Source organism: Pedobacter sp. UYEF25, from assembly GCF_054061655.1.
In genome coordinates, this window is the sequence record NZ_JBSSEL010000003.1 from 183,931 (window position 1) to 207,000 (window position 23,070).

At 37.9% G+C, this 23,070-nt stretch carries 21 protein-coding genes; 3 read left to right on the forward strand and 18 right to left on the reverse strand.

Features of this window, described 5'->3' with window-relative positions; translation table 11 throughout:
• Positions 1 to 20 precede the first annotated feature (20 nt).
• The 14 genes from ACVWYG_RS04755 to ACVWYG_RS04820 form a co-directional block, all read right to left on the reverse strand.
• Entirely contained in the window at positions 21 to 1,100 is a 1,080-nt protein-coding gene (locus ACVWYG_RS04755) for a M20 family metallo-hydrolase (RefSeq protein WP_457269006.1), read from the reverse strand.
• Positions 1,101 to 1,243: 143 nt separating this feature from the next.
• Positions 1,244 to 2,053 carry a pyrroline-5-carboxylate reductase gene (gene proC, locus ACVWYG_RS04760; protein WP_457269007.1) on the reverse strand — a complete coding sequence of 270 codons (810 nt, stop codon included), beginning with the start codon at positions 2,051 to 2,053 and terminating at the stop codon, positions 1,244 to 1,246.
• 331 nt (positions 2,054 to 2,384) lie between these two features.
• Positions 2,385 to 2,915 (reverse strand): STM3941 family protein, encoded by a 531-nt coding sequence (locus ACVWYG_RS04765; RefSeq protein WP_457269008.1) that lies wholly within the window; start codon positions 2,913 to 2,915, stop codon positions 2,385 to 2,387.
• A gap of 102 nt (positions 2,916 to 3,017) precedes the next feature.
• Positions 3,018 to 3,839: an acetylglutamate kinase gene (gene argB / locus ACVWYG_RS04770; protein ID WP_457269009.1), complete on the reverse strand. Its 822-nt coding sequence runs from the start codon at positions 3,837 to 3,839 to the stop codon at positions 3,018 to 3,020.
• A gap of 81 nt (positions 3,840 to 3,920) precedes the next feature.
• Positions 3,921 to 4,919, reverse strand: coding sequence for an acetylornithine carbamoyltransferase (locus tag ACVWYG_RS04775; RefSeq protein ID WP_457269010.1), 999 nt, complete (start codon positions 4,917 to 4,919; stop codon positions 3,921 to 3,923).
• A gap of 29 nt (positions 4,920 to 4,948) precedes the next feature.
• Entirely contained in the window at positions 4,949 to 5,323 is a 375-nt protein-coding gene (locus ACVWYG_RS04780; RefSeq protein WP_457269011.1) for a four helix bundle protein, read from the reverse strand.
• A gap of 18 nt (positions 5,324 to 5,341) precedes the next feature.
• A complete protein-coding gene (locus ACVWYG_RS04785; protein ID WP_457269012.1) occupies positions 5,342 to 6,478 on the reverse strand; it encodes an aspartate aminotransferase family protein in 1,137 nt (378 codons plus the stop codon).
• A 33-nt stretch (positions 6,479 to 6,511) separates the two neighbouring features.
• Positions 6,512 to 6,880 (reverse strand): four helix bundle protein, encoded by a 369-nt coding sequence (locus ACVWYG_RS04790; protein WP_457269013.1) that lies wholly within the window; start codon positions 6,878 to 6,880, stop codon positions 6,512 to 6,514.
• 79 nt (positions 6,881 to 6,959) lie between these two features.
• Entirely contained in the window at positions 6,960 to 7,997 is a 1,038-nt protein-coding gene (gene argC, locus ACVWYG_RS04795; protein ID WP_457269014.1) for an N-acetyl-gamma-glutamyl-phosphate reductase, read from the reverse strand.
• 95 nt (positions 7,998 to 8,092) lie between these two features.
• Positions 8,093 to 9,283: an argininosuccinate synthase gene (argG, locus tag ACVWYG_RS04800; RefSeq protein WP_457269015.1), complete on the reverse strand. Its 1,191-nt coding sequence runs from the start codon at positions 9,281 to 9,283 to the stop codon at positions 8,093 to 8,095.
• A gap of 35 nt (positions 9,284 to 9,318) precedes the next feature.
• Positions 9,319 to 10,032 (reverse strand): GNAT family N-acetyltransferase, encoded by a 714-nt coding sequence (locus ACVWYG_RS04805; protein WP_457269016.1) that lies wholly within the window; start codon positions 10,030 to 10,032, stop codon positions 9,319 to 9,321.
• A 360-nt stretch (positions 10,033 to 10,392) separates the two neighbouring features.
• Entirely contained in the window at positions 10,393 to 10,941 is a 549-nt protein-coding gene (locus ACVWYG_RS04810) for a hypothetical protein (RefSeq protein ID WP_457269017.1), read from the reverse strand.
• Positions 10,942 to 10,993: 52 nt separating this feature from the next.
• Positions 10,994 to 11,209, reverse strand: coding sequence for a hypothetical protein (locus ACVWYG_RS04815; protein WP_457269018.1), 216 nt, complete (start codon positions 11,207 to 11,209; stop codon positions 10,994 to 10,996).
• A 78-nt stretch (positions 11,210 to 11,287) separates the two neighbouring features.
• The gene (locus ACVWYG_RS04820; protein ID WP_457269019.1) at positions 11,288 to 12,862 is read right to left on the reverse strand and encodes a glycoside hydrolase family 3 protein; all 1,575 of its coding nucleotides are present in this window, start codon (positions 12,860 to 12,862) and stop codon (positions 11,288 to 11,290) included.
• A gap of 340 nt (positions 12,863 to 13,202) precedes the next feature.
• On the opposite strand from ACVWYG_RS04820, the gene ACVWYG_RS04825 reads away from it, so the two are divergent.
• Entirely contained in the window at positions 13,203 to 13,382 is a 180-nt protein-coding gene (locus ACVWYG_RS04825; protein WP_457269020.1) for a hypothetical protein, read from the forward strand.
• A gap of 129 nt (positions 13,383 to 13,511) precedes the next feature.
• Positions 13,512 to 15,662, forward strand: a complete 2,151-nt coding sequence (locus tag ACVWYG_RS04830; protein ID WP_457269021.1) for a DPP IV N-terminal domain-containing protein — start codon at positions 13,512 to 13,514, stop codon at positions 15,660 to 15,662.
• Positions 15,663 to 15,735: 73 nt separating this feature from the next.
• On the opposite strand, the gene ACVWYG_RS04835 is transcribed toward ACVWYG_RS04830, so the two are convergent.
• From ACVWYG_RS04835 to ACVWYG_RS04845, 3 genes are all read right to left on the reverse strand, one after another.
• Entirely contained in the window at positions 15,736 to 19,296 is a 3,561-nt protein-coding gene (locus ACVWYG_RS04835; protein WP_457269022.1) for a glycoside hydrolase family 2 TIM barrel-domain containing protein, read from the reverse strand.
• An 81-nt stretch (positions 19,297 to 19,377) separates the two neighbouring features.
• Positions 19,378 to 20,496, reverse strand: a complete 1,119-nt coding sequence (locus tag ACVWYG_RS04840) for a sialidase family protein (RefSeq protein WP_457269023.1) — start codon at positions 20,494 to 20,496, stop codon at positions 19,378 to 19,380.
• An 8-nt stretch (positions 20,497 to 20,504) separates the two neighbouring features.
• A complete protein-coding gene (locus ACVWYG_RS04845; protein ID WP_457269024.1) occupies positions 20,505 to 21,284 on the reverse strand; it encodes an NIPSNAP family protein in 780 nt (259 codons plus the stop codon).
• A gap of 120 nt (positions 21,285 to 21,404) precedes the next feature.
• Here ACVWYG_RS04845 and ACVWYG_RS04850 point away from each other — a divergent pair, with 120 nt between their 5' ends.
• Entirely contained in the window at positions 21,405 to 21,881 is a 477-nt protein-coding gene (locus ACVWYG_RS04850; RefSeq protein WP_457269025.1) for a DinB family protein, read from the forward strand.
• 143 nt (positions 21,882 to 22,024) lie between these two features.
• Here ACVWYG_RS04850 and ACVWYG_RS04855 read toward each other — a convergent pair whose 3' ends face one another.
• Entirely contained in the window at positions 22,025 to 22,999 is a 975-nt protein-coding gene (locus tag ACVWYG_RS04855) for an NAD(P)H-quinone oxidoreductase (protein WP_457269026.1), read from the reverse strand.
• Positions 23,000 to 23,070 lie beyond the last annotated feature (71 nt).

Genomic DNA, 23,070 nt, shown 5'->3' on the forward strand with positions numbered 1-23,070 from the left:
CGAATTGGTTATACCGTACTTCAAACTTCGTAACTCATACTTCCTAAAACCTCCTTCAACATTCCAACATATCCTTTGATTCCTTCCGCAACTTCTTTAACATATAAAAATTCATCAGCCATGTGTGAACGACCAGAAAAACCTGGGCCACATTTTACAGAGGGAATGCTGAGCAAAGCTTGATCTGAAGTAGTTGGCGAGCCATAAGTTTCTTTACCCAATGCAATACCAGCCAATACAACCGGATGGTTTTTATCGATAGAGGAAGGTTTCAACCTAACAGATCTCGGCTTTACCTCACAATCTACATTCGCTCTAATTATTTTTACAACTTCTTCATTTGTGTAGGCATCCGTAACCCTAACATCTACCGTAAAAGTACAATCTGCCGGCACCACATTATGTTGCGATCCTGCATTTATTATGGTTACAGTCATTTTCAACCGACCAAAAACTTCCGAAGTTTTAGGAAACTGATAGGTTTTAAACCATTCAATATCTTTTAAGGCTTTGTAAATGGCATTATCTCCCTCTTCTCTCGCGGCATGACCAGCCTTACCGCGCGCCACACAATCCAGTACCAATAATCCCCGCTCTGCAATGGCTAAATGCATCTCTGTTGGCTCTCCAACGATTGCAAATTCTAGTTCTCCTAAATCTGGTAAAATTAATTCTAACCCATTATTGCCAGATATCTCTTCCTCCGCAGTGGTAGCCAAGCAGATGTTATATTTTAAATTTTCTTGATCGTAGTAATATAAGAAAGTGCCAATTAGCGAAACCAAGCAACCACCAGCATCATTGCTGCCTAAACCAAAAAGCTTGTCGCCCTCCACTTCGGCATCAAAAGGATTGCGGGTGTATCCTGAATTTGGTTTCACGGTGTCGTGATGTGAGTTTAAAAGCAACGTAGGTTTTGCAGTATCAAATTGTTTATTGTACGCCCAAACATTATTCATCTTACGATGAGTATTAACACCTCGATTTTCTAAAAAATCGACAATTAAATCTGCCGTTTTATCTTCTTCTTTGCTAAAAGATTGAATTTTGATCAACTCTCGCAACAAATTAAAGCACTCCTCTTTTATTTTTTCTAACATGGTCTCAAGTATCGAGTATTTAGTATCATGTATCAAGACATTGAGCAAAAACCCTACACCTTTCTACAATATCGAATATTTAGTATCAAGTATCAAGTCAGCATTCGCCTATGCGCTCACCCTTTTGGTTTATTACTTGCTCCTTAATCTTTTGAGTACAAATTCCCTGCTTTAAGCGCAGAAAGCTTAATGCCTTTTATTAGTGAGGAACTAAAACCATTATGCTCCATCTCATTAAGGCCGGCAATGGTGCAGCCTTTTGGCGAAGTTACTTTATCTATCTCGGTTTCCGGATGAGTTTGGTTTATCAACAGTAAGTCTGCGGTTCCCTTTGCAGTTTGGACAGCCATTTTTAACGCCTCATCTGCATGAAATCCGATTTCTACACCACCTTGAGATGCTGCCCTAATTGCTCTTAAAAAGAAAGCCACGCCGCAAGCGCAAAGTGCAGTTGCAGAAGTCATTAAGTCTTCATTTATTTTCATTACCATGCCAACGGTTTCAAACATTTTCGTCACGTGTTTTAGATTTTCTTCGCCTGCGCCATCAGTCGCAATACAGGTCATGCTTTGGCCAATGGCAATCGCAGTATTTGGCATTGCCCTAATTACTTCCACTTTTTTATCGAGTTTACTCTTGATTTCTGCGCAGGTAACACCAGATATTACAGAAATAATTAGATGCTTTTCTTCTACAATAGCGCTTTGAATTTCTTCTAAAACGGAGTTAAGTTGCTGCGGTAATACCGCTAAAATAATGATGTCTGCGTCTTCAACAGCTTTGTGGTTGTCGGAGGTAGTTTTAAATCCATCAGCGGCTAAAGATGAAAGGTGAGCAAGATTTCTTCTAGTCAAAATTATATTTCCTGACTGTTCAAAGTCGGTTTTAACCAAGCCTTTTGCTAAAGATAATCCGATATTCCCGCTGCCTATAATGGCTATTTTTTTTGTCATTTTTTATAAGATTTTTGTAATTAAAACCACTAATAATTTTTTGATTTTGAAAAGCAGTTGTCTGCTTATCTTTAAAGTTTGCTCCTGCTATTCGCTTTACTTCGGGTAACCCCCAAGGGGTTATCCTACGTGCTCGCTACTATCAGGTTTAGGTACTCGTAGCAGTGGTGCTCTTTTAAGTTTTCCTATCAACTGTGTAAGCATCTTGCCTACATTTCGCAGCTTTTACGAGTGGCGAACTTCGTAACCACATATTTTCTGCCAGGATAATTTTTCTTACTAAAGAAAAATGTAAATTTAGCAGATTTGTCGCCATTTTTTGAAACCGCTATTAGGTTTTATATTTACTCAAGTTTTCGTTTAATATTTTCATAAGTTCAGCGTAATTGATTTGCATTGAGTTTGCGGATAAATTAAAAGGCGAACCACATTTATCCACATTGAATTTCATTAATTTTTTTCGTATTCTATTTTCTTCTTTTTCAATCCAATAATCTGAATTATCCACATCAACGATTACGAACTTTTGACTTTGTATTTTTAATTCGGAAAAACCATTTATGTTTTTCCATTCAATACATTCGGTAAGCGACTTTCTTGGGTTAACATTTAGTCCTATTTTGTCAACAATTACAAGTAGTTGATTTGCTAAAAGTTGTCTAATTGAAACATATATTCCTAATCCGAAAAACAAAATTGAAGCACTTCCAATTGTTTTTATAAAAAGTGGGCTTCTTGCTGCGTAACCAGCGAAATTTTCAGCATTTATAAACATATAAATTCCACCAACAACAAATAAAAGAGATCCAACTAATAATAAAAACGATTTTCCCTTACTTGAGTAAATCTCTATTTTTTCCATTCTCGATTTCGTTTTTTTATCTTAATTTTTGGTATGCGTTTCGATAAAATAACGCCTAACTAACCACAAATCCTTTAACCGCTAACCTTCTAACCATTAACCTCAAATTGCCATTTTCGTTCCAAAAGTCCCTTTATCTAATTCGTCAAGCTCATCGGCCTTACCAATATATACCATAGAAACTCCTTTTTTAATGGCTTCAAACGCGTTATGTAGTTTCGGAATCATTCCGCCTGCTACAGTTCCATCTGCTTTCAGCCGCTCAAAATCTGTTGCTCTTATTTCTCTAAAAACTGATTCATCATTATTGATGTCTTTTAGCACGCCTTTCTTTTCAAAGCAATAGACCAAACGCGTCTCATAAACTGAAGACATGGCAACAGCAACTGCCGATGCAATGGTATCCGCATTGGTGTTTAGCAACTGCGAATCTCCATCGTGCGTAATCGCGCAAAGTACCGGCACAAGTCCAATATTTAACAAGTTAGTTACCATCGAAGTAGAAACAGAATTCTTATCTAAATCCCCAACGAAGCCAAAATCTATTTCCTCAGTTAAATCTCCTCCGGAAGGGGAAATTTTAACAATTGGTCGCCTTTTCGCTTTAATTATATTTCCATCAGCTCCGGTAAGTCCGATGGCATTACAACCTTTCGTCTGCAATTGCGCAACTATATTTTTATTGATCAAACCTGCATAAACCATCGTTACAACCCGCAGGGTTTCTATGTCGGTAATTCTTCGACCATCAATCACTTTTGGTTCGATCCCTAGCGTTTTTCCAAGTTCTGTAGCCACTTTTCCACCTCCATGAACCAAGATTTTTTCGCCCGGCAAGGCAGTGAAATCCAGCAAAAACTGATGGAGGTTTTCGGAGTTATCGATTACGTTTCCGCCTATTTTGATGATGGTAAGTTTTCTCATTTAAGTTATAAGTTGAAAGTTTTAAGTTACAAGTCAGGTCGCTTAGACACACACCACGTAACCCATAACTTGTAACAATTCCTATTTTAATTCTTCCAACATCGATTTAAGTACTGCTTGTGCAGCCCACAACCTATTTCCTGCTTCTTGAATAACCAAGGAGTTTGGTCCATCTAAAATCTCTGAGGATAATTCCAAATCTCTACGAACGGGCAGGCAATGCATTACTTTTGCATTGTTGGTTGGTTTCAGTTTTTCGTTGGTTAGCATCCACTGGCTATCAGAGCACAGTATTTTTCCGTATTCTTTGTAACTGCTCCAATTTTTCACATAAATGTAATCAGCATCTGTTATAGCCTCCTCTAAATTATAGGAAATATTCGCTCCAGGAGTAAAATCTTCCGAAAGTTCGTAGCCACTTGGGTGAGCGATCGTAAAGTCTAACATCCCCTCTTTTTGCGCGCGGCACATCCACTCTGAAAAAGAGTTGGGCACTGCCTGCGGCAAAGCGCGGATATGCGGCGCCCATGCCAAAACCACTTTTGGAATCCCCACCCCAACCCTTCCTGAAGGGAAGGGAGCTGGAACGTGATTCCAAGTTTCTTTTATCGTTACCAAATCGGCAAAACTCTGCAAAGGATGTCGAGTTGCACTCTCTAAACTTACTACTGGAACGCCACAATATTTAATGAATTTATTGAAAAAATCTTCGCTGTAATCTTCCTCTCTGTTCTCTAACTTTGGGAAAGACCTTAGACCTAGAATGTCGCAATATTGACCCATTACGGCGGCTGCTTCTCTAATGTGCTCTGCTTTTCCCCCATTCATTATAACGCCATCTGCGGTTTCTAACGCCCAACCTTCTTTGTCGAGATTCATAACCATAACATTCATCCCTAAATTAATAGCCGCTTTTTGCGTGCTTAACCTAGTCCGCAAGCTTGGATTCATAAATACAAGACCCAAGGTTTTATTCTTACCCAAATGTTGGTGCGCGTAAGGGTTCGCTTTCAACTTGAGAGTATCTTCTATTAGTTGTTTAATGTCAGGTACATCGTGTACAGAGGTGAATTGGGTCATGCTAGGGTATAAGGTTTTAGGTATAAGGTTTAAGGTTTTATCCCTCCACCTGCTCTTAAGAATTTTAAAAACGAAATCAACATTGCTCTAACTTCATTTATTGATTTATTTACTTTTTCATAATCTTGCTCGCTTATATATTTCAATTCAAATGCACATAAGCAGCAATAGTCTATTTCATTGGTCGACCCTAATGCGGTATCTAAGAAGTGGGCAAAATCCTTATCTGTGAATCTTCCGCAACCTTCTACAATATTTAAAGGAATAGATAACGACGCTCGTGTAAGTTGAGACGTTAATTCAAATTTTTCTTCTTTTGGAAATTTAGTCGAAATATCTTTCTTGATAAACATATTCATTTCATGCGCCTTCCTCCAAACATCTAATTTTTTGTAGACTCTCATTACCTTAAGCCTTATGCCTTAAACCTTTTCAACCTCTATCTCAAATGCTTCCAAAAACTCATCGGCATTTTCTTTTGTAACATTTAAGGCGGGAAGCAAGCGAATTACATTTGGTTTGGCTTCACCGGTAAAAATATGGTGATTGAACAATAGGTTTTTCTTAACATGAGCTAATTCTTCGGGAAGTTCTATTCCAATCATTAATCCTCTTCCACGAACTTCTATTACTTGATCGAATTTCTTAAGTTCGGAAATTAAATAATTGCCAACTTCTTCTGCGTTCTGCATCAATTTGTCTTTTTCCATTACTTCCAAAACAGCTAAGCCTGCAGCACAAGCTAAGTGGTTTCCTCCAAAAGTAGTTCCTAACTCGCCATACCATGGTTTAAATTTTGGGGCAATTGAAATCCCGGCAATTGGGAAACCATTTCCCATGCCTTTTGCCATGGTGTAAATATCGGCTTCTACGCCAGCGTAATCGTGCGCGTAAAATATTCCTGTTCTGCCATAACCACACTGCACGCTATCTGCAATGTAGACCGCATTATGTTCATCGCAAAGCGAACGGATTTTTTGCAAGAAGCTTTTTGATGCCTCTTTAATTCCTCCGACTCCTTGAATGCCTTCAATAATAACCGCACAAATCTCATTGCCCTGAGCGGTAAAAGTTTCTTCTAAAGCAACCTCATTATTTAATGGCAAGAAAATTACATTTTCATTTTGATTTATCGGCGCAACAATTTTTGGATTGTCGGTTACCGAAACAGCAAGAGAAGTACGGCCGTGAAAGGCGCCATTGAAGGCGATGATCTTTTTTCTGCCATTATAAAAAGAAGCAAGTTTTAGTGCATTCTCGTTCGCTTCAGCACCTGAATTGCAAAGAAATAATTGAAAATCTTTTTTTCCAGACACTTCGCCAAGTTTTTCAGCAAGTTGTTTTTGAAGTGGAATGATAACAGAATTTGAGTAAAAACCAACCTTGCTAAGTTGATCTGTTAGTCGCTTTACATAATGCGGATGCGTATGGCCGATAGAGATTACCGCATGCCCGCCATATAAATCTAAATATTTATCGCCGTTAGCATCCCAAACATTGCTGCCAATTGCTTTGGTTATTTCTATATTGTTAAGTGGGTAAACGTCGAATAGGGTCATGTTAGTTGTACGTTGTAAGTAATAGGTTTTAAGTTAAGGGGCAGGGTGTTTATTTCTCACCTTTGCAATTAAACTGATAAGCATTGCCTTTACTTCGTTTATATTGTCTGATAATAGTGTAAATGTGTCTTCGCTCAGGTATTTTAAATCTTTAGATAAAATGAGAAAATATTCTGTCTCATTTGCTGAACCAAGTGAAATATTTAAAAAGTTAGCTAAATCTGCTTGAGAATTTTTGCCACAACCTTCTGCAATATTTGCAGGAATTGAGGATGCGGCACGCCGAAGTTGATTTGTAAGGCTATACATTTCTTCCTTTGGAAACTTTGCACTCTCTCTATAAATACTCAACGTAATTCGATGTGCCTTTTCCCAAACTTTTAACTCTTTAAAATTCTGCATATCTTTTTTTTCAATCGGAAAGGTAAAACTTATCACGTAAAACGTATGACTTAAAACTTTGAGTATTTTCAGCTTTAATCTAAAAATAACTAGCTTTTAATTTCAATCCAGTATCTTCGGCAAGCCCAAACATCAAATTCATATTCTGTACCGCCTGACCACTTGCACCCTTTAAAAGATTATCTACCATGCTAACAATCAAAAGTTTATTACCGTGTTTTTCTAAATGGATCAAAGCTTTGTTGGTATTTACTACCTGCTTTAAATCGATATTTTTCTTACTTACGTGAGTGAATGGATGATCTTGATAATAAGTTTCGAACAATTCGTATGCTTCGTCTTCAGTTAAATTAGTATCCAAATACATGGAAGCTAAAATTCCTCTTGGGAAGGCACCTCTTTGGGGTATAAAATTTAAGGTTGTCCCTGAATCCCCTAAAGCGGACTTTTTGCCAATAGCTTGAGCCAAGCTTTCTCCAATTTCATCTAAATGTTGGTGATCAAAAGCCTTGTAAATAGACAAATTATTATTTCTCCAGCTAAAATGGGAGGTTGTTGATAAGCCTTGACCAGCGCCAGTTGATCCCGTAGTTGCATTAATGTGAACTTCTCCCTTTAGTAAGTTTTTTGATGCCAATGGCAGCAGTCCCAATTGAATAGATGTTGCAAAGCACCCTGGATTGGCAATGTTGTTGGCGGTTTTTATCGCTTCGCGATTTAGTTCGGGCAAACCGTACACAAAGTTACGTAATGCGAGTTGCGAGTTATCAGTTAGCCTGAAGTCTTGCGACAAATCAATAATTTTTACAGCAGCGTTGATCGGGTTTGCTTCCAAAAATTTCTTTGCATTGCCGTGGCCAACGCATAGAAACAATACAGCCCCCTCCAAACCTCCCCCAGAAGGGGAGGCTTTATAAAGTTTATCAAAATCAGTGTCATCTGTGAAACGTAAATCATTATCGCCTATTAAATCCGTATGAACATCACAAACTAAATTGCCTGCATTACTTGTACTATGTACGAAAGTGATTTCTACGTTTGGGTGATTAATCAAAATACGCAGCATTTCTCCACCGGTGTATCCTGCACCGCCAATAATTCCAACTCTTATCTTCATTTTCAATGTGTTTAGGGGTTAAGGGTTAGGGTGTACGGTGTAGGAGTTGAGTGCTACTCTTCCACCTTTTACCTTTCTCCTTAAACCTTCAAAAGCTACGCTTTCGAATTAACTTTATTCCATATCATCACCTGATTCCCAAATATTTTCGAGAAGCCTTTTACATCTTCGCCGCTCCAGGCATTGTTCATTTCGCCGTAGCTGCCAAATTGATTGCTCATTAAATCGTGGTTCGATTCGATACCGATAATTTGGAAACGATAGGGTAGAAGCTCAACAAAAACTTTTCCACTTACCATTTTTTGGGTGTCTGTTAGAAAAGCTTCAATGTTCCGCATAATCGGATCGTGAAATTGCCCTTCATGCAGCCAATTCCCGTAAAAGGAAGACAATTGCTCTTTCCAACTTAATTGCCACTTAGTTAGCGTATGTTTTTCTAACGTGTGGTGTGCTTTAATAATTACGATAGGTGCTGCAGCCTCAAAACCAACTCGGCCTTTTATGCCAATAATGGTATCACCCACATGCATGTCCCGGCCGATGCCGTACGGTTGAGCGATGGATTGTAATTTTTGAATCGCCTTTACAGGATCTAACTGCTCACCGTCAAGGGCAACCAATTCTCCCTTTTCAAATGTTAATTCTATTTTACGACTTTCAGTTTCTGAAACTTGAGTTGGCCAAGCGCTTTCTGGTAATGTCTCATTAGAAGTTAGCGTTTCCTTACCGCCAACAGAAGTTCCCCAAAGGCCTTTATTGATAGAATATTGTGCTTTCTCGGCGCTATATTCCACACCGTGTTCGTTTAGGTATTTAATTTCCGCGTCGCGGGATAATTTCAAGTCTCTTATTGGCGTAATGATTTCTACTTCGGGAATTAAGATGTTAAAAATCATATCAAAGCGCACTTGGTCATTTCCTGCACCAGTACTGCCATGGGCTACATAATCAGCACCAATCTTTTTCACATAATGCGCAATTGCGGTAGCTTGGCTAACGCGTTCTGCACTCACTGAAAGTGGATAGGTTGCGTTTTTCAATACATTGCCGAAAATCAAATATTTTATACAACCGCTGTAATAGCTTTCCGTTTCATCAACTACGGCGTGAGATTTTACACCTAAAGCATAAGCGCGCTCCTCAATTTCATTAAGTTCACTGGCAGAAAAACCGCCCGTGTTTACAATTACAGAATGAACTTCTAATCCTCTATCTTGCGCAAGATATATGCAACAAAAGGAAGTATCTAATCCTCCACTAAACGCTAAAACTACTTTGTTACTCATTTTACTTTTTGTTTTTTATTGGGGTAACTTATATTTTATCCGGTGATCTTATGCTTAATAACCAAAATTAAAAAGGCTATAATCGTTTTTAGGCGCGGTTTTGGTTTATTCTTAAGCACAAGCCGCTGCTTTATACGCATAAAACGCTCGTATAATTTTGGTTTTTTCTCCAATTCTTCTGCAAACATTTTTGCAGCTTCATGTTTCTTCTCGGCAGGATCATAGAGCATCGCAGTACACATGCAAATTTTACGTTCTTTGCTTTTGAGAATTTCGAAATTTATACAACTCTGGCATCCTTTCCAAAAATCTTCATCCTGCGTTAATTCAGAATAAGTTACAGGTTCATAACCAAGATCTGAATTGATTTTCATAACGGCCAATCCAGTAGTTAAGCCAAAGATTTTCGCCTTTGGATATTTTACTCTCGAAAGCTCGAAGATTTTTTCTTTAATGGCGTGTGCTAAGCCTATCTTTCGATAAGGAGGTGCAACTACTAAACCCGAGTTTGCAACAAATTGACCATGGCTCCAGGTTTCGATATAACAAAACCCTGCCCAAGACCCATCTTTATGAAAGGCAATGACAGCTTTTCCATCTTGTATTTTACCTGAAACATACTCTGATGATCGTTTAGCAATACCAGTGCCGCGTGCTTTAGCAGATTCTGCCATCTCTTCTACAATTTGCTCGGCAAAGATTTTATGCTCTGCGATGGCAACTTGTACTATAAAATCGTTAATATCCATTCGTTTTCTAACGAAAAATTGAGGGGTTTTTGTTAATTGGGTTTTTAGAGAGGATCAATTCCTCATAGTATTAGTAAGAAGTACTAAATACGTGGTGTAAACATTTGCCGGCACTTAGAATAAAGATATGCGGGCTGAGGAACATTTGTAGACAAATTAGGTATGACAAATAAATTCGTCACATAAACAGAAAGTTTAACTATAATTTGTTTCAACATTTTTTTAAGCGTTTTAAACGGCTTGTATATTATTAAGTTGTAAATATTTAAATAATAATTGAGTTACACAACTTTATCTAGTTTTTTTTACAGTTTATTGTTTTCTCTCACACTAAAAAACCCTGCAGAACAGGGTTTTCATTTATTTTATTTGGAGATTTAAAGTTACTCTAGTGCCATCTAAATACATGTGCAGTTTTGACGGTTTTGCATTTGGAGGCAAATTAAATTTCCATTCTACCAAACTTGTGGAATCTGGTTTTGGATTCGTTTTACCGTTAGTACTTGTTGGAGGTATTGCTTGGTCAGTATCCATTTCTAGACGAGCATCTGACGCTGATACGGAAAAAAACTTTTTGTCGGCTAAAGTACTTTTGTTGGTTAGTGATAACTTAACACTTAGTTCAGATCCGGCAGATTTGCCATCTGGGTCTTGAAGTGGCATCAGCAAAGCATCATTAACTTTAACTCGAGCTTCGTACCGCTTTCCCAATAGAGCAGTATCAGGTACCGCAACATAATACACCTGAGAAACCAAATTTGTAGATTTTTCTGCTTCTTCCCTGCCAACCGACGTATTTATAGAATCCGTTGTATTTTCTTTATCTTGGTTCCTCTTGCCTAATTGACAATTACCTAGGGCAAAAGAAATAACAATTAAAAATAAAAATGGATTGATTTTCTTTAGCATGCCTGACTATTGTTTTTAAAGGTTCGGGCAGATGTTTTTAACGTATTTTATGTTATGCATCAGGATTTATTTCATCGTCCAGGTTTAATTCATAAGATGGCTTTGAAGCATCATCGGCTTGTTGTAATCTATCCACATCTGCCCTGATACTGCTGTCATCTCCCGAAATTTCTCTTATATCTTCAGTGTTGTCTTCTCTACGTAACGCATCATTCTTATCGACAGAATAGTTATCGTCACTGAAAGTTTGGTCTTTTGGCTCCATCATGATTTTTATTTTTTAGTAAAGACGATTTCCCGAAACAAATTGTTTTAAAAAATATGCATGAATTTAATAAACTAAGATTTAAAAGCCATCGCCATACTTATAGAAAGAGAGGATGCTTACCGGAAGTTTGCCTTTGGCGATAAGCCTGTTGTTAATTAATGCTGCCGCGGCCTTTTGCATAAAATCCTCTTTTTGATAGGCTACAATAAGTCCTTTGCTTTTTTCTAAACCTGGTAAGCCAGCAAGATTATAAGGGTTTGCAAAAAGTGCAAAAACTGTATTTTTTCCGGTGAGTTCAGTAATAAATTTTTTTACGCCGGCGTTCAAAGCAATATTATTTCCAGGCCTAGACCTGCTGTCGTGGATACCTACTATAATCTGATCGAATGCATTTATTTCTCTGGCAACGTTTGATATCTGTTCTGCAGTAGCATCTTTATCAAGTACGTAATAAACTGAATTGTAAAACCCTTTTCTAACTTCTTTTTGAAAGGTTGTGACACTTGGTTCGCCAATGCTAATTATAGCTGTTCTGCGGATAGGAATCAGATTCCGGATGTAGTCTTTGCCACGTAATAAAGTTACAGATGCATTAGCCAACTGCTGCACCAGAGCATTGCTTTCCGCTCGGTTTAAATCGGCTGAAAGCCCTTTAATAACAATGGTGTCTGGCTTATTTAATCCGGCCCAATACTTTGCTGTCAATATTTTTTTGACACTCATGTCTATTGCATCCATACTTACTAAGCGTTGCCTAACGGCTTTTCTTATTAAATGGATTGCCCGATCGCTGTTTTCAGAGAGTTCTAAAATATCGTTTCCTGCTATGATAGCAAGTAAATCTGCTTGACCATCTTTGAAGTATTTTACGACGCCTTTCATATCCATCGCATCAGAAACGACGAGTCCTTTAAACCCTAATTTATCTTTTAGAATACCTGTTACAATCGGCTTGGAAAGCGAGGAAGGGAGATGTGCAGTGGTGTCCAATGAGGGGATGCTTAGATGCGCAACCATTATCCCGGTGGCGCCTTCCCTTATAAGCTGTTTAAACGGATACATCTCCAACGTGTCCAAACGTTCTGGGGTAAAATTTAATTGGGGTAAATCCTTATGCGAGTCTACGTCTGTATCGCCATGGCCAGGAAAATGCTTTAAGGTAGTTAATAGTCCACCGGCTTGCATGCCCTTCATATATTGAGCGGCTTTTGTAGCTACATTAAATTTATTTTCTCCAAAGGAGCGGTAATTGATAACCGGATTTTGCGGATTATTATTTACATCGGCATCGGGTGCAAAATTCATTTGCATACCCATGCGTTTATAGTCTTTTGCAACTTGCAAGCCCATTTGATAAATCAAATCATTGTTTTGTATCGCTCCAAGGGTCATTTGATAAGGATAGGAAATCGTGCTGTCTAAACGCATGCCTAAACCCCATTCGCCATCAGAAGTTACAATCAATGGGACCTTGCTGACGAGTTGATATGCATTTGTTAATAAAGCCTGTCTGCTCGGGCCACCTTGAAAGAAGACTACGCCACCCAATTGCTCTTTCTCAATTACTTTACCCACCGAATCTGCATATTTTGCGCCCAAATTTGTGTGTGCTCGAACGAAAAACATTTGGGCAATGCGTTCTCGGCGATTCATTTTTTTGAATACACTATCTACCCACGTCGGTTTGTTTTTTAAAAGGTCTAAAAAACTCTGATTTTGTGCAGAGGCATAAAATGTAGAGAGGCTTAAAACAAAAAAGAGTATTATTTTTTTATTCACAGGATAAAGCTAAAATTTGATCAAAATTAGCAATCAAATTCAAGAAAATCTCTTTTTTTACTTTTTGGAGTAGGAAAGTTAGACTAAAAATCACTCCATTTAGTGTTTGCTTTGTGATTAATTTAGCACACGGTACTAATTTGCATTATTTAAAACAGCATGACCTTTACTGCGTTATTAAATAAAGGTTTAATACAAATTTAAATTTATCATTATGAAAAGGACCAAAACACCAATCCACAATCCAGAAGATCAAGGTTATCCTACCTCAAACAGAGCAAACCATGATGTCATCACTGATAAGAAAATGCAAGGCATTTCAAACGCGGGTGGACAACGTTCAGATCAAACGTCTAATAAAGACAATCAGCGAAAGCACGACAATAAAAAATAATATTTGTTAAAAGCACCGAAAGGTGTTTTTTTGTTTGGTGGCCTTTTTTTTTGACCTGTGTATTATTGTTAATACTTTAACCGATATAGGAGGCGCTTTATTTAATTTAGGCTGTAAATTAACACATTTATGAACAGAAGGTTTATTCTCTTAATTTTTATTGGTTTCGGAACTAGTGTAAATGCCCAAATAAAAGATTCGTTGTCTGTACTCGATTATCAACATGCAGAAAGTTTCATGTCTTACAATACCAGTCAGTTGGTTTATCATGGCAATGTTAGCGCAAATTGGTTGCCTGACGGGCGTTTTTGGTATACCTTAAATACGAATAGCGGGACAAGCTATGTGCTTTTCGATCCAAAAACCAATAGTCGGATTGAGAAAAGCAATAGGGCAGATTTAGGAGATTTTTTATCATCGGCCGAAAAAAGAAGGACTAGGAGAAGCACTGATGTAATTTCACCAGATGGGAAGAAAGCTGTTTTTATTAAGGATTTTAACCTCTATGTAAGAGATTTGGAAACAGCAAAAGAAAAACAACTTACTTTCGATGGCGTAAAGAATTACGGTTATGCTACAGATAATGCAGGTTGGAAACATAGTGATGCAGCAATTGTCCGTTGGTCCCCAGATTCTAAAAAAGTAGCCACTTTTCAACAAGATCAGCGAAAGGTGAGCGATATGTATATGGTGAGCACCAATGTTGGCGCTCCAAAATTAACCACTTGGAAATATCCATTGCCAGGCGATTCTGTTATAGCCACAATTAGGCGGATAATTATTGACGTTGAAGAGCCAAAAGTTGTTAGCTTGCAAATCCCACCGGACCCACACCGCGCTACTTTAAGCGATGATGTTTCCAGCAGTGGCACTTTTGATGACATTGGTTGGAAGGCCGACGGAACCGAAATGGCCTTCGTATCAACGTCTCGAGATCACAAAGAAGAAAAATTTCGCATCGCAAATGCAGAAACTGGTGTCGTTAGAGAGGTGTTTGAAGAGAAAGTAAAAACACAATATGAGTCTGGACAAGGCGCCATTAATTGGCGGTATTTACCGGCATCAAAAGAAATCATTTGGTACTCTGAGCGAGACAATTGGGGTCATTTATATTTATATGATTCGAGTACAGGTAAGTTAAGAAATCAAATTACTAAGGGAGATTATGTCGTAACTAAATTGATCAAAGTTGATGAAAAAAACAGATTGATCTTTTTTCAGGCAGATGGTTTAGATCCTAAAAACCCATATTTTACTCATCTCTGCAGTATTAAATTCGATGGCAAAAGTTTTAAAGACCTAACTCCAGAATCAGGCGCTCATCAAATAGATTTTTCGCCATCGGCAGATTATTTTGTAGATACTTATTCTACGCCGAGCTCCGGGCCAATTTCTGCTTTGAAAAATAATAAAGGAAAACTAATCTCCACCCTTGAAAAAGCAGATTTAACTGCGCTAGAAGCGACCGGATGGAAACCCCCAATTGAATTCACAGCAAAAGCGCATGATGGGAAAACTGATATTTATGGGCTGGTATTTACGCCCACAAAAATGGTTGAAGGAAAAAAATATCCGGTAATAGATTACATCTATCCCGGTCCGCAGGGTGGAAGCGTGGGAAGTTGGAATTTTGCAGCATCTCGAGGAGATAATCAAGCGTTAGCGGAACTAGGCTTTATTGTGGTTGTGATGGAAGGAACTAGCAACCCAAATCGATCTAAAAGTTTTCATGACATGAGCTATGGAAATATGGCAGAAAACACTTTGCCCGACCAGGTTACCGCTATCAGACAACTGTCTTTAAAGTTCCCGATTGACACTAATAAGGTTGGTATTTGGGGGCATTCTGGTGGTGGCTTTGCAACTGCCGCCGCAATGTTTAGATATCCAGATTTCTTCAAGGTTGGCATTGCAGAATCTGGCAATCACGAAAATCGAAACTACGAAGATGATTGGGGCGAACGCTACAATGGTCTGTTGCAGAACTCAGATTATGAAGCGCAGGCAAATCAGAAATACGCAAAGAATTTGAAAGGGAAGTTAATGCTGGCGCATGGAATGATGGATGATAACGTACCATTGAGCAATACCATGTTGGTGGTGGATGCGCTTATAAAGGCAAATAAAACATTTGATCTTGTTTTGTTTCCGCAGGCAGCTCATGGGTACGGAACGGATTCTTATTATATGATGCGTCGCCGTTGGGATTACTTTGTTAAAAATCTTCTAGATAAAGAGCCGCCAATTAATTACAAAATGAAATACACTGTGGTGAAATAAAACGATTAAAGATTAAAAAAGGGTCGCAAAATGAAATTTGCAACCCTTTTTTTTATGGATACAATGCTATTTCTTATTTCTCAATTGGTTCTATCCGAAATGCATAATCATTATTTGCAGAAACTGGCAACTCACATCTCGCCAAAGGACCAGGACCGCAACTCGCATTTCCAAGTCCGCGTTGCATATAATCTAGACTCAAAATAGTTTCTGGCAAGCGATTATTTTTTAATTTAAAATCGTGTGCCATTTCCCACAAATCTTTATCGTAAAAATGTAGTGCAGTGAAGTTTAACTTGTTTAAGGAAGTTATTTTGAAACCGCCTTTTCCATTAGAAAAAGTCAGCCATCTTGCATCTTGCCTGTTTCCCATACTTTGGCTGCGCACATAACTTTCCTCCATCCCGGTAACAGTATTGTTAAACAAACCAAAATAGGCAGAAGCTTCTCTATCTTGATAATTTTCTTGAGGACCGCGACCATACCAGGCTACTTTTTCAAAACCTGGAGTCATTGCCATTTGCAAACCAAGGCGCGGCACTTTATTATCGTCCTTGGTATTATCTATAGAAACCGCAACGTCTACAGCGCCACTTTTATAAAAGGTATAGTTGATAGCAAATGGAATTATGCTTGTTTTTGCGCCTTTTAAAGTAGTTTCCATCTTCGTATTAACCAAAATTTTATCGCCGTTCCCAATGTTTTCTGTACTAAAGCCAGTCAATTTTGTATCGGGGTTTATGTAGTCGCGCTTATCATTATCAATACTTCTGTACCAGTTAAACGTAAACCCTTTGCCTTTGTAGATCATTTCGTCACCGTTCATTTTTAAGGAAGTAATCATGCCGTTCTGAGCATTAAAATTTGCAGAAAAGTTGCTTCCATCAACGGTTAGTTGCGCATCAGTCTTATGGGAAGTCAATTGCGCTTTTGCAAAGTTTGGAACCGAAACGACAGCAGGCCTTTGGTTTAACGCAAACTGTTCTGTCGCTACTACATGCCCTGCATCTGCGTAAGGTAGATTTTTTATTTTCGAGAAATAAAGGTTAATGAAATATTCATGCTTATTATCCGTCTTAGTTTTAAAATTAAATTTAACGATTTTAGATTCGTCTGGTTTTAGGTTTAACGGCGCAAGATTTCCGTTCTCAATCACTTTTCCATCTTCCAATATACTATAGCGAATGTTAAACTGATCTAGATTTAAGAAATCATATTTATTTGTAATCTTGATCAATCCCCCTTCTAAATCAACTGCGGCGAGTTTTATGTATTGATAAGCCTTTTTAACTTCCAAAAGCTTTGGTGTAACCTTTCTATCGGGCGTTACAATACCATTGAGGCAGAAATTGCCATCGTTGGGTTTATCTCCAAAATCGCCCCCATAATAGTATTCATCTTTTGGTCCACCAAATTTAATTATTCCCTGATCTACCCAATCCCAAATACAGCCTCCAATCATTCGTTCTGATTTGTTCTCGATGTAATCCCAATAATCTGGCAAATTACCAATTGCATTGCCCATTGAGTGCGAATATTCACAGAGAAAATATGGTTTTTGCTTGCCATTTTTGTCTTGTTTTGCCATATCTACAAGATCCGGATACATTTGAGAATCCATATCGGCAATGGCATTTTTACCTTCGTAATGAATTGGCCGAACAGCGTCTAACTTTTTAATGGCTGCATAAACGACATCAAAATTGTTTCCATTACCAGATTCGTTGCCCATAGACCAGAATATAACTGCCGCATGGTTTTTATGCTCCTGCACATTGCGTACGTTCCTATCAACGAATGCAGGTATCCAACTTGCCATTTTGCTAATGGATTGATTTCCGTGGCATTCCAAATTTGCCTCGCTCATCGTATACAAACCATAATAGTCATACATGGCGTACATTTTCGGGTCGTTCGGGTAATGGCTAGTTCTAATGGTATTTATGTTGTTTTGCTTCATCATAGTAACATCTTTCAACATCGTCTCAATAGGCAATGCGTTGCCCATTATTGGGTCCATGTCATGCCTGTTTACACCTTTAAAAAATATTTGTTTGTTGTTGATGTAAACACGGTTATTTTTTACTTCAATTTTTCTAAAGCCAAACTTAGAAGAAAGAACTTCGGTCAATTTCCCTGAGTTATCGAATACAGATAGCATTGCGGTGTAGAGGTTTGGCATCTCTGCCGACCATAATTTTGGATTTTTAAAAACGGAGGATAAATTGAATATACTTTCGCCGGCATTTTTAACTGCAGCAAACTTTGAATTTACGGTGACAACTTCCTTTCCTGCAATATCGAGTACGGTTAATTTAATATTTCCGCCTTTGTTAGCCATATCTCGGGCATTGACAACATTTAATTTAACGTTCATCGTAGAAGATGTAAGATCGTCTCCGCTAAATTTGGTCGTGATTTCAAAGTCGCTAATATGTGTTTTTGGTACTGCATAAATTGCTACATCTCTGTGAATGCCGCTCAGCCTAAACATATCCTGATCTTCTATATAGCTGCCGTCGCTCCATCTAAAAACCTGAACAGCTAAACTATTATTGCCTGGCTTTACAAAGCCCGTCACATTAAATTCTGCAATGCCGTTAGAATCTTGACTGTAGCCAACTTTTTTTCCATTTACCCAAACGTACATTGCGCTGTAAACACCATCAAAACGTAGGTAAATTGCTTTTCCATTCCAAGTTTGAGGGACATCGAAGTTTCTTAGATAACTGCCAACCGGATTAACTTCTGTTTCGTTTGTATAGCCTTTTTGTGGCTCGATAAACGGAGGGTTATTTTTGTAAGGAAAGGTAATGTTCGTATATATAGGAGTTCCATATCCGAGCATTTCCCAATTAGAAGGCACAGGAATTTCTTTCCATGAAGAAGAGTTAAAATTAGATTTAAAGAAATCCATCGGGCGTTCAGATGGTTTTTTTACCCAATTGAACTTCCAATTCCCATTTAATAATTGGTAAAGAGAAGAATTATTTCGCTGCCACGGTTTATCAAAAGAGGCATCTTTTTTAAGATTTGCCTCTGTTGCAAACGGGATATAGGGAACGTGTGGTAGTTCTTTGTTTATTCCAAGAATGGTTTCATTTTCCCAGTCATTTTCGCTAACACGCTTAACAATTTTAATTTTTTCCTTAGTTTCTGTAATGCTCCAAAGTTGGGTAAGATCATTTAAATCTGGTTTTAACTGATACACCTTGCCATTGCGTAGAGCCAAATTATAACCACTAGGTTTTGAGGTTATGGTGTATCGGCCTTTACCGTTTTCAGTTAGTTTCCATTGTTGATTTGGATTGTTTTCGTCCTTTGTCCATAATACAACGGCATTGCCGTTGCCGCCGCCGGCATTCGCATTGTCTATACTTTTAAAGCTAACAGGGTTGGTAAAGGTGTAATATCCATTCCCTAAGGTAGAAAGTAGCCAGACTTGGCTCGCACTGGTTGCCATTTCTTTTTCTAAAAAGATGTTATCGTCATCGGCTAAACTTCCGCGCGTGTCTACAGAGAGGCCACTACTATTAGTAAGCTTGTAGTTTACCCCGTTTTGAAAAAGCTGTGAGAAAGAATTGAGGGAAATGAATAAAATGGAGATGAAAAAGGTAAAAAATTTTAATTTCATAATTTGTTTTTTAACATAACAAGATGTCAAATGTAAAAAACAAAGCTCAATTCATCGTGTTTAAATGCGATCAATACGTACTTATTTTTTGTCAATAAGTTTTCCTTTTATCATCCAAATAGCACCTTTGCTGTTGTATGTGTTGGTTGATGATATTGCGATGATCGTGTCATCTGAAAGTACACACAAAGAATTCCACAAAGCGTGTTTGTTTTTCGGTACTTCGAAGGGATCGTCTACCAAATTAAAATTTTGCCCAAACTTATTTCCAAGTGCTACTTGCATGGTAGCATGCTGCCAATTATTCGGTCTGTTTAACGTGCTTTGAAAAGACAAGATCATTTTTCCATTATGCAACTGGCGTACATAAGGGGCGCCTGCATAAACCGTATCGGGTAAAGGATTTGCAAAGGGTTGATGCCTTATGGTAAGCGTTTTAGTTTTGTCTTGTAACTTGGTTAATTGAAGTTCAACAAGTGTTGGTTTAAAGTTTCCTACCGCATTGTCTTCGATAGAAAACAATACCTTATTCTTGCCTTTCAATACGATTGGAACGGGCATACCATCTCTAAAATGAGGCGTAAATGAAACAATTTTCGGGTTTTTGCTCCAATTTAATCCGCCATCGGTAGACGTTAATAAAGAAATATTTTGCTCATTTGATTTTCTATAGATGTTTTCGTTTGAAAAGAACAATAGAATTTTGCCACTTTCCAGTTGTACTTGGGCAGGTTCCCAGCAACCATCTTCAAATCTATGACTGGCTTGATAAACAAGTTTTTCATCGCTCCATGTTTTACCGCTGTCATAGCTTTTTTTTGTGCGAATTTCGAAATGTTTACTAGTATCGGCCTTGCCATCTATCAGGTATGGCCGTGGATTATAAGAGGCCAACAACGATTTATCTTGAAGTTCCAAAATCTCTGGAACGGTCATGCTTAGTCCAAGTTCTTGCTTGGCGATAGTCGTTTCGCCACTCCAGCTGTTTCCAAAGTCGTTGCTAAATAGGCAAGCAACATTCCCGGCTGTTTCATAAATGCAAATTAACTGGCCTGAGGCCAACTGGATTATCCTAGCATAGTTGGCGGATTGATCATTGCCAATAGGCGCTACTTTTCTCAACGTTGATTTATCCCATTTTATATTTTGTGCCGTGGCTAAAATAGGTAGACAGCAACATAAATATAATAGGTATCTCATTTGTTGTTCTATAGATCAGAATATTCCGTCGGTCTTAAAAAGGTTGAGGTAATGTGCGATACATTATTTTGATACTGGGGAAGTTTATTTACTTTATCATATGCTGCTCCAAATGCTTTCCATTTTGTTTCATGATCTGCCATATTGTTATATGTCGTCAGGTAAATTAAATCTGGTATTTTGGGTCCGGACAGTACCTGTCCATAAAAGATGGCGTTGAAATCTAACTTAGAAAAAATGTCTATCTCATATTTATTAAACATTTCTATTTTATTCAATCCAATTTTTTCTGTTGCGCTCTCATAATCCCTTAGTTCGTAAATGCGTTCACTCTTTGGCGATGTTAAATTTGGAGCCGCAAAGTTTGGCATACCCGAAAAAGCCTCTAATATAATCGACTGCATGCGTACGTATGGAACGTTATTATAAGGAACATCTATAAATTCCTTACCGTTGTTCAAATAGTCCGCATCCGTTTTTAGGTGCTTCGATAGTTTATCTAAATCATTTAAACTTTTGAACGGGACAAAAACATAGACTAAATTCGCTGAACTGTCCTTTTCTATTGTTTTAAAAACGCCTACACTTTTAATCCCGAATCGATGTAAAGCAGGCATATAAGCATTTTTTAAATAGGCATCTAAACGTGTTTCTTGTGCTTTAGTAGACAGCTGAAATATTTGCAGCTGATATATATTTGAGGATTTCTCGGCGAATGCATCTGCCTTGCCTGAAAAAGAAAACAATGTAAAGAATAGGCAGAACAGTAAATTTAACTTTTTAAACATATCTATAAATTTTTGAAAGCAAGATACACTTTTAGCTTTAATCACTTGAATTTCTTAAATATTATTGCAATCAAAATTGTAAATTGATTGTTAATTAAACCAATTGTTTAAACTTTATCAATGGAAAATCATCATCAAGTATTAATCCAAACGTTAGAAAAACTGCTACATGGCGGAATCGCGCACGTTGGTTTTGCAGATTCATTAAAAGACTTGCCGAAAGCTGCGAGAGGACAAATTGTAGCAAAGCTTCCTTATAGTATTTGGCAACTCGTTGCGCATATAAAAATTGCACAATGGGACATGCTCGAATTTTGTAAAAACCCTAATCATCAATCGCCAGAATGGCCAAATGAATATTGGCCAAAAGAAGTTGCCCCGAAAAATGATCAAGAATGGGAGGATACGATCAGGCAAATTGATGCAGACTTAGAGGTATTTATCTCGTTTCTGCACAGAGCAGATGTGTATGAAAAAATAGCTGCCGGTGATGGGCAAACGGTTTTATTAGAAGCCTTACAAATTGCCGATCACAATGCTTACCATATTGCAGAAATTGTAGTCATACGGAGATTGCAAGGAAATTGGCTTAGCTAATCCACCATAAATTGCGCGTACACCATTAAGTTCGTAGTTCACAAGTCCTATTGGAAGAATATAAACCTCTTGCTAGGTTAATTGTCTATAAACAAGTTAAAGTTAATTTCACTTTTATCTAGCACCACGCACAGTTTTCTCGTTTATCCCATAGTTAATAAAATTTTACCAATGTGCTCGCTGCTTTCCATTAATTTATGAGCTTCGGCGGCTTCTGCTAACGGAAAAGTTTTGTAAATCACCGGATTTATTTTTTTCGATTGAAACATTGGCCATATGTTTTTTTCCACTTCTCTAGCAATCTGAGTTTTTACTACTGCTGATTGGGGTTTTAGAAAGCTGCCAGTTACGAGTAGATTTTTGCTCATTATGGTACGCAAATCAATAGTTGCGTTGGCACTCTTCATACCATTGATATAAACTAGGCGACCGCTTTCATTGAGGATTTCGAGGTTCTTTTGCGTATAATCTCCACCGACCATATCTAATATTACATCTATTTTTTCAGCCTTAAAAACTTCTTCGAAAGCTTCTTTTTTATAGTTTATTACACGACCAAGATTCATTCCCTTTATAAAGTCGAGTTTTTTATCACTACCGACCGTCGTATAAGTGTTACAACCCCAAGCTTTGGCCATTTGTAACCCCATGGTTCCGATGCCGCTTGTGCCGCCATGAATCAATAATTTTTCACCTCGTTGAAGGTTCCCCAATTTAAATACGTTAAACCAAACAGTAAAAGTAGTTTCTGGCAGCGCAGCAGCATTTGTTAAACTTATCCCCCCAGGTATAGATAGGCAGTGAGAAGCGTCGACAGCAACATATTCTGCGTAAGCCCCATTCGCAATTAGCGCACATACCTTGTCGCCAATTTTCTTGTCTTTTACCTCATTTCCAAGTTCGATTATTTCACCGGAAACTTCTAATCCTGGAATTTGCAATTTCTCAGATCCTTTGCCATAAGCACTTAGATTTTGACGGCTGATTACGTCGCTCCGATTTACACCTGCAGCTTTCACTTTGATTAAAACTTGGTTTTCCATCGGTCGAGGCTTTGGTGTTTCAATTAATTTTAAAACCTCTGGTCCGCCCGATTTTGTTATTTGAATTGCTCTCATTTTATGTGTTTTCTTAATCAAACTTTATAAACAAAATTTACGCAGAATAGATTGCAAGAGTATGAAAGGTT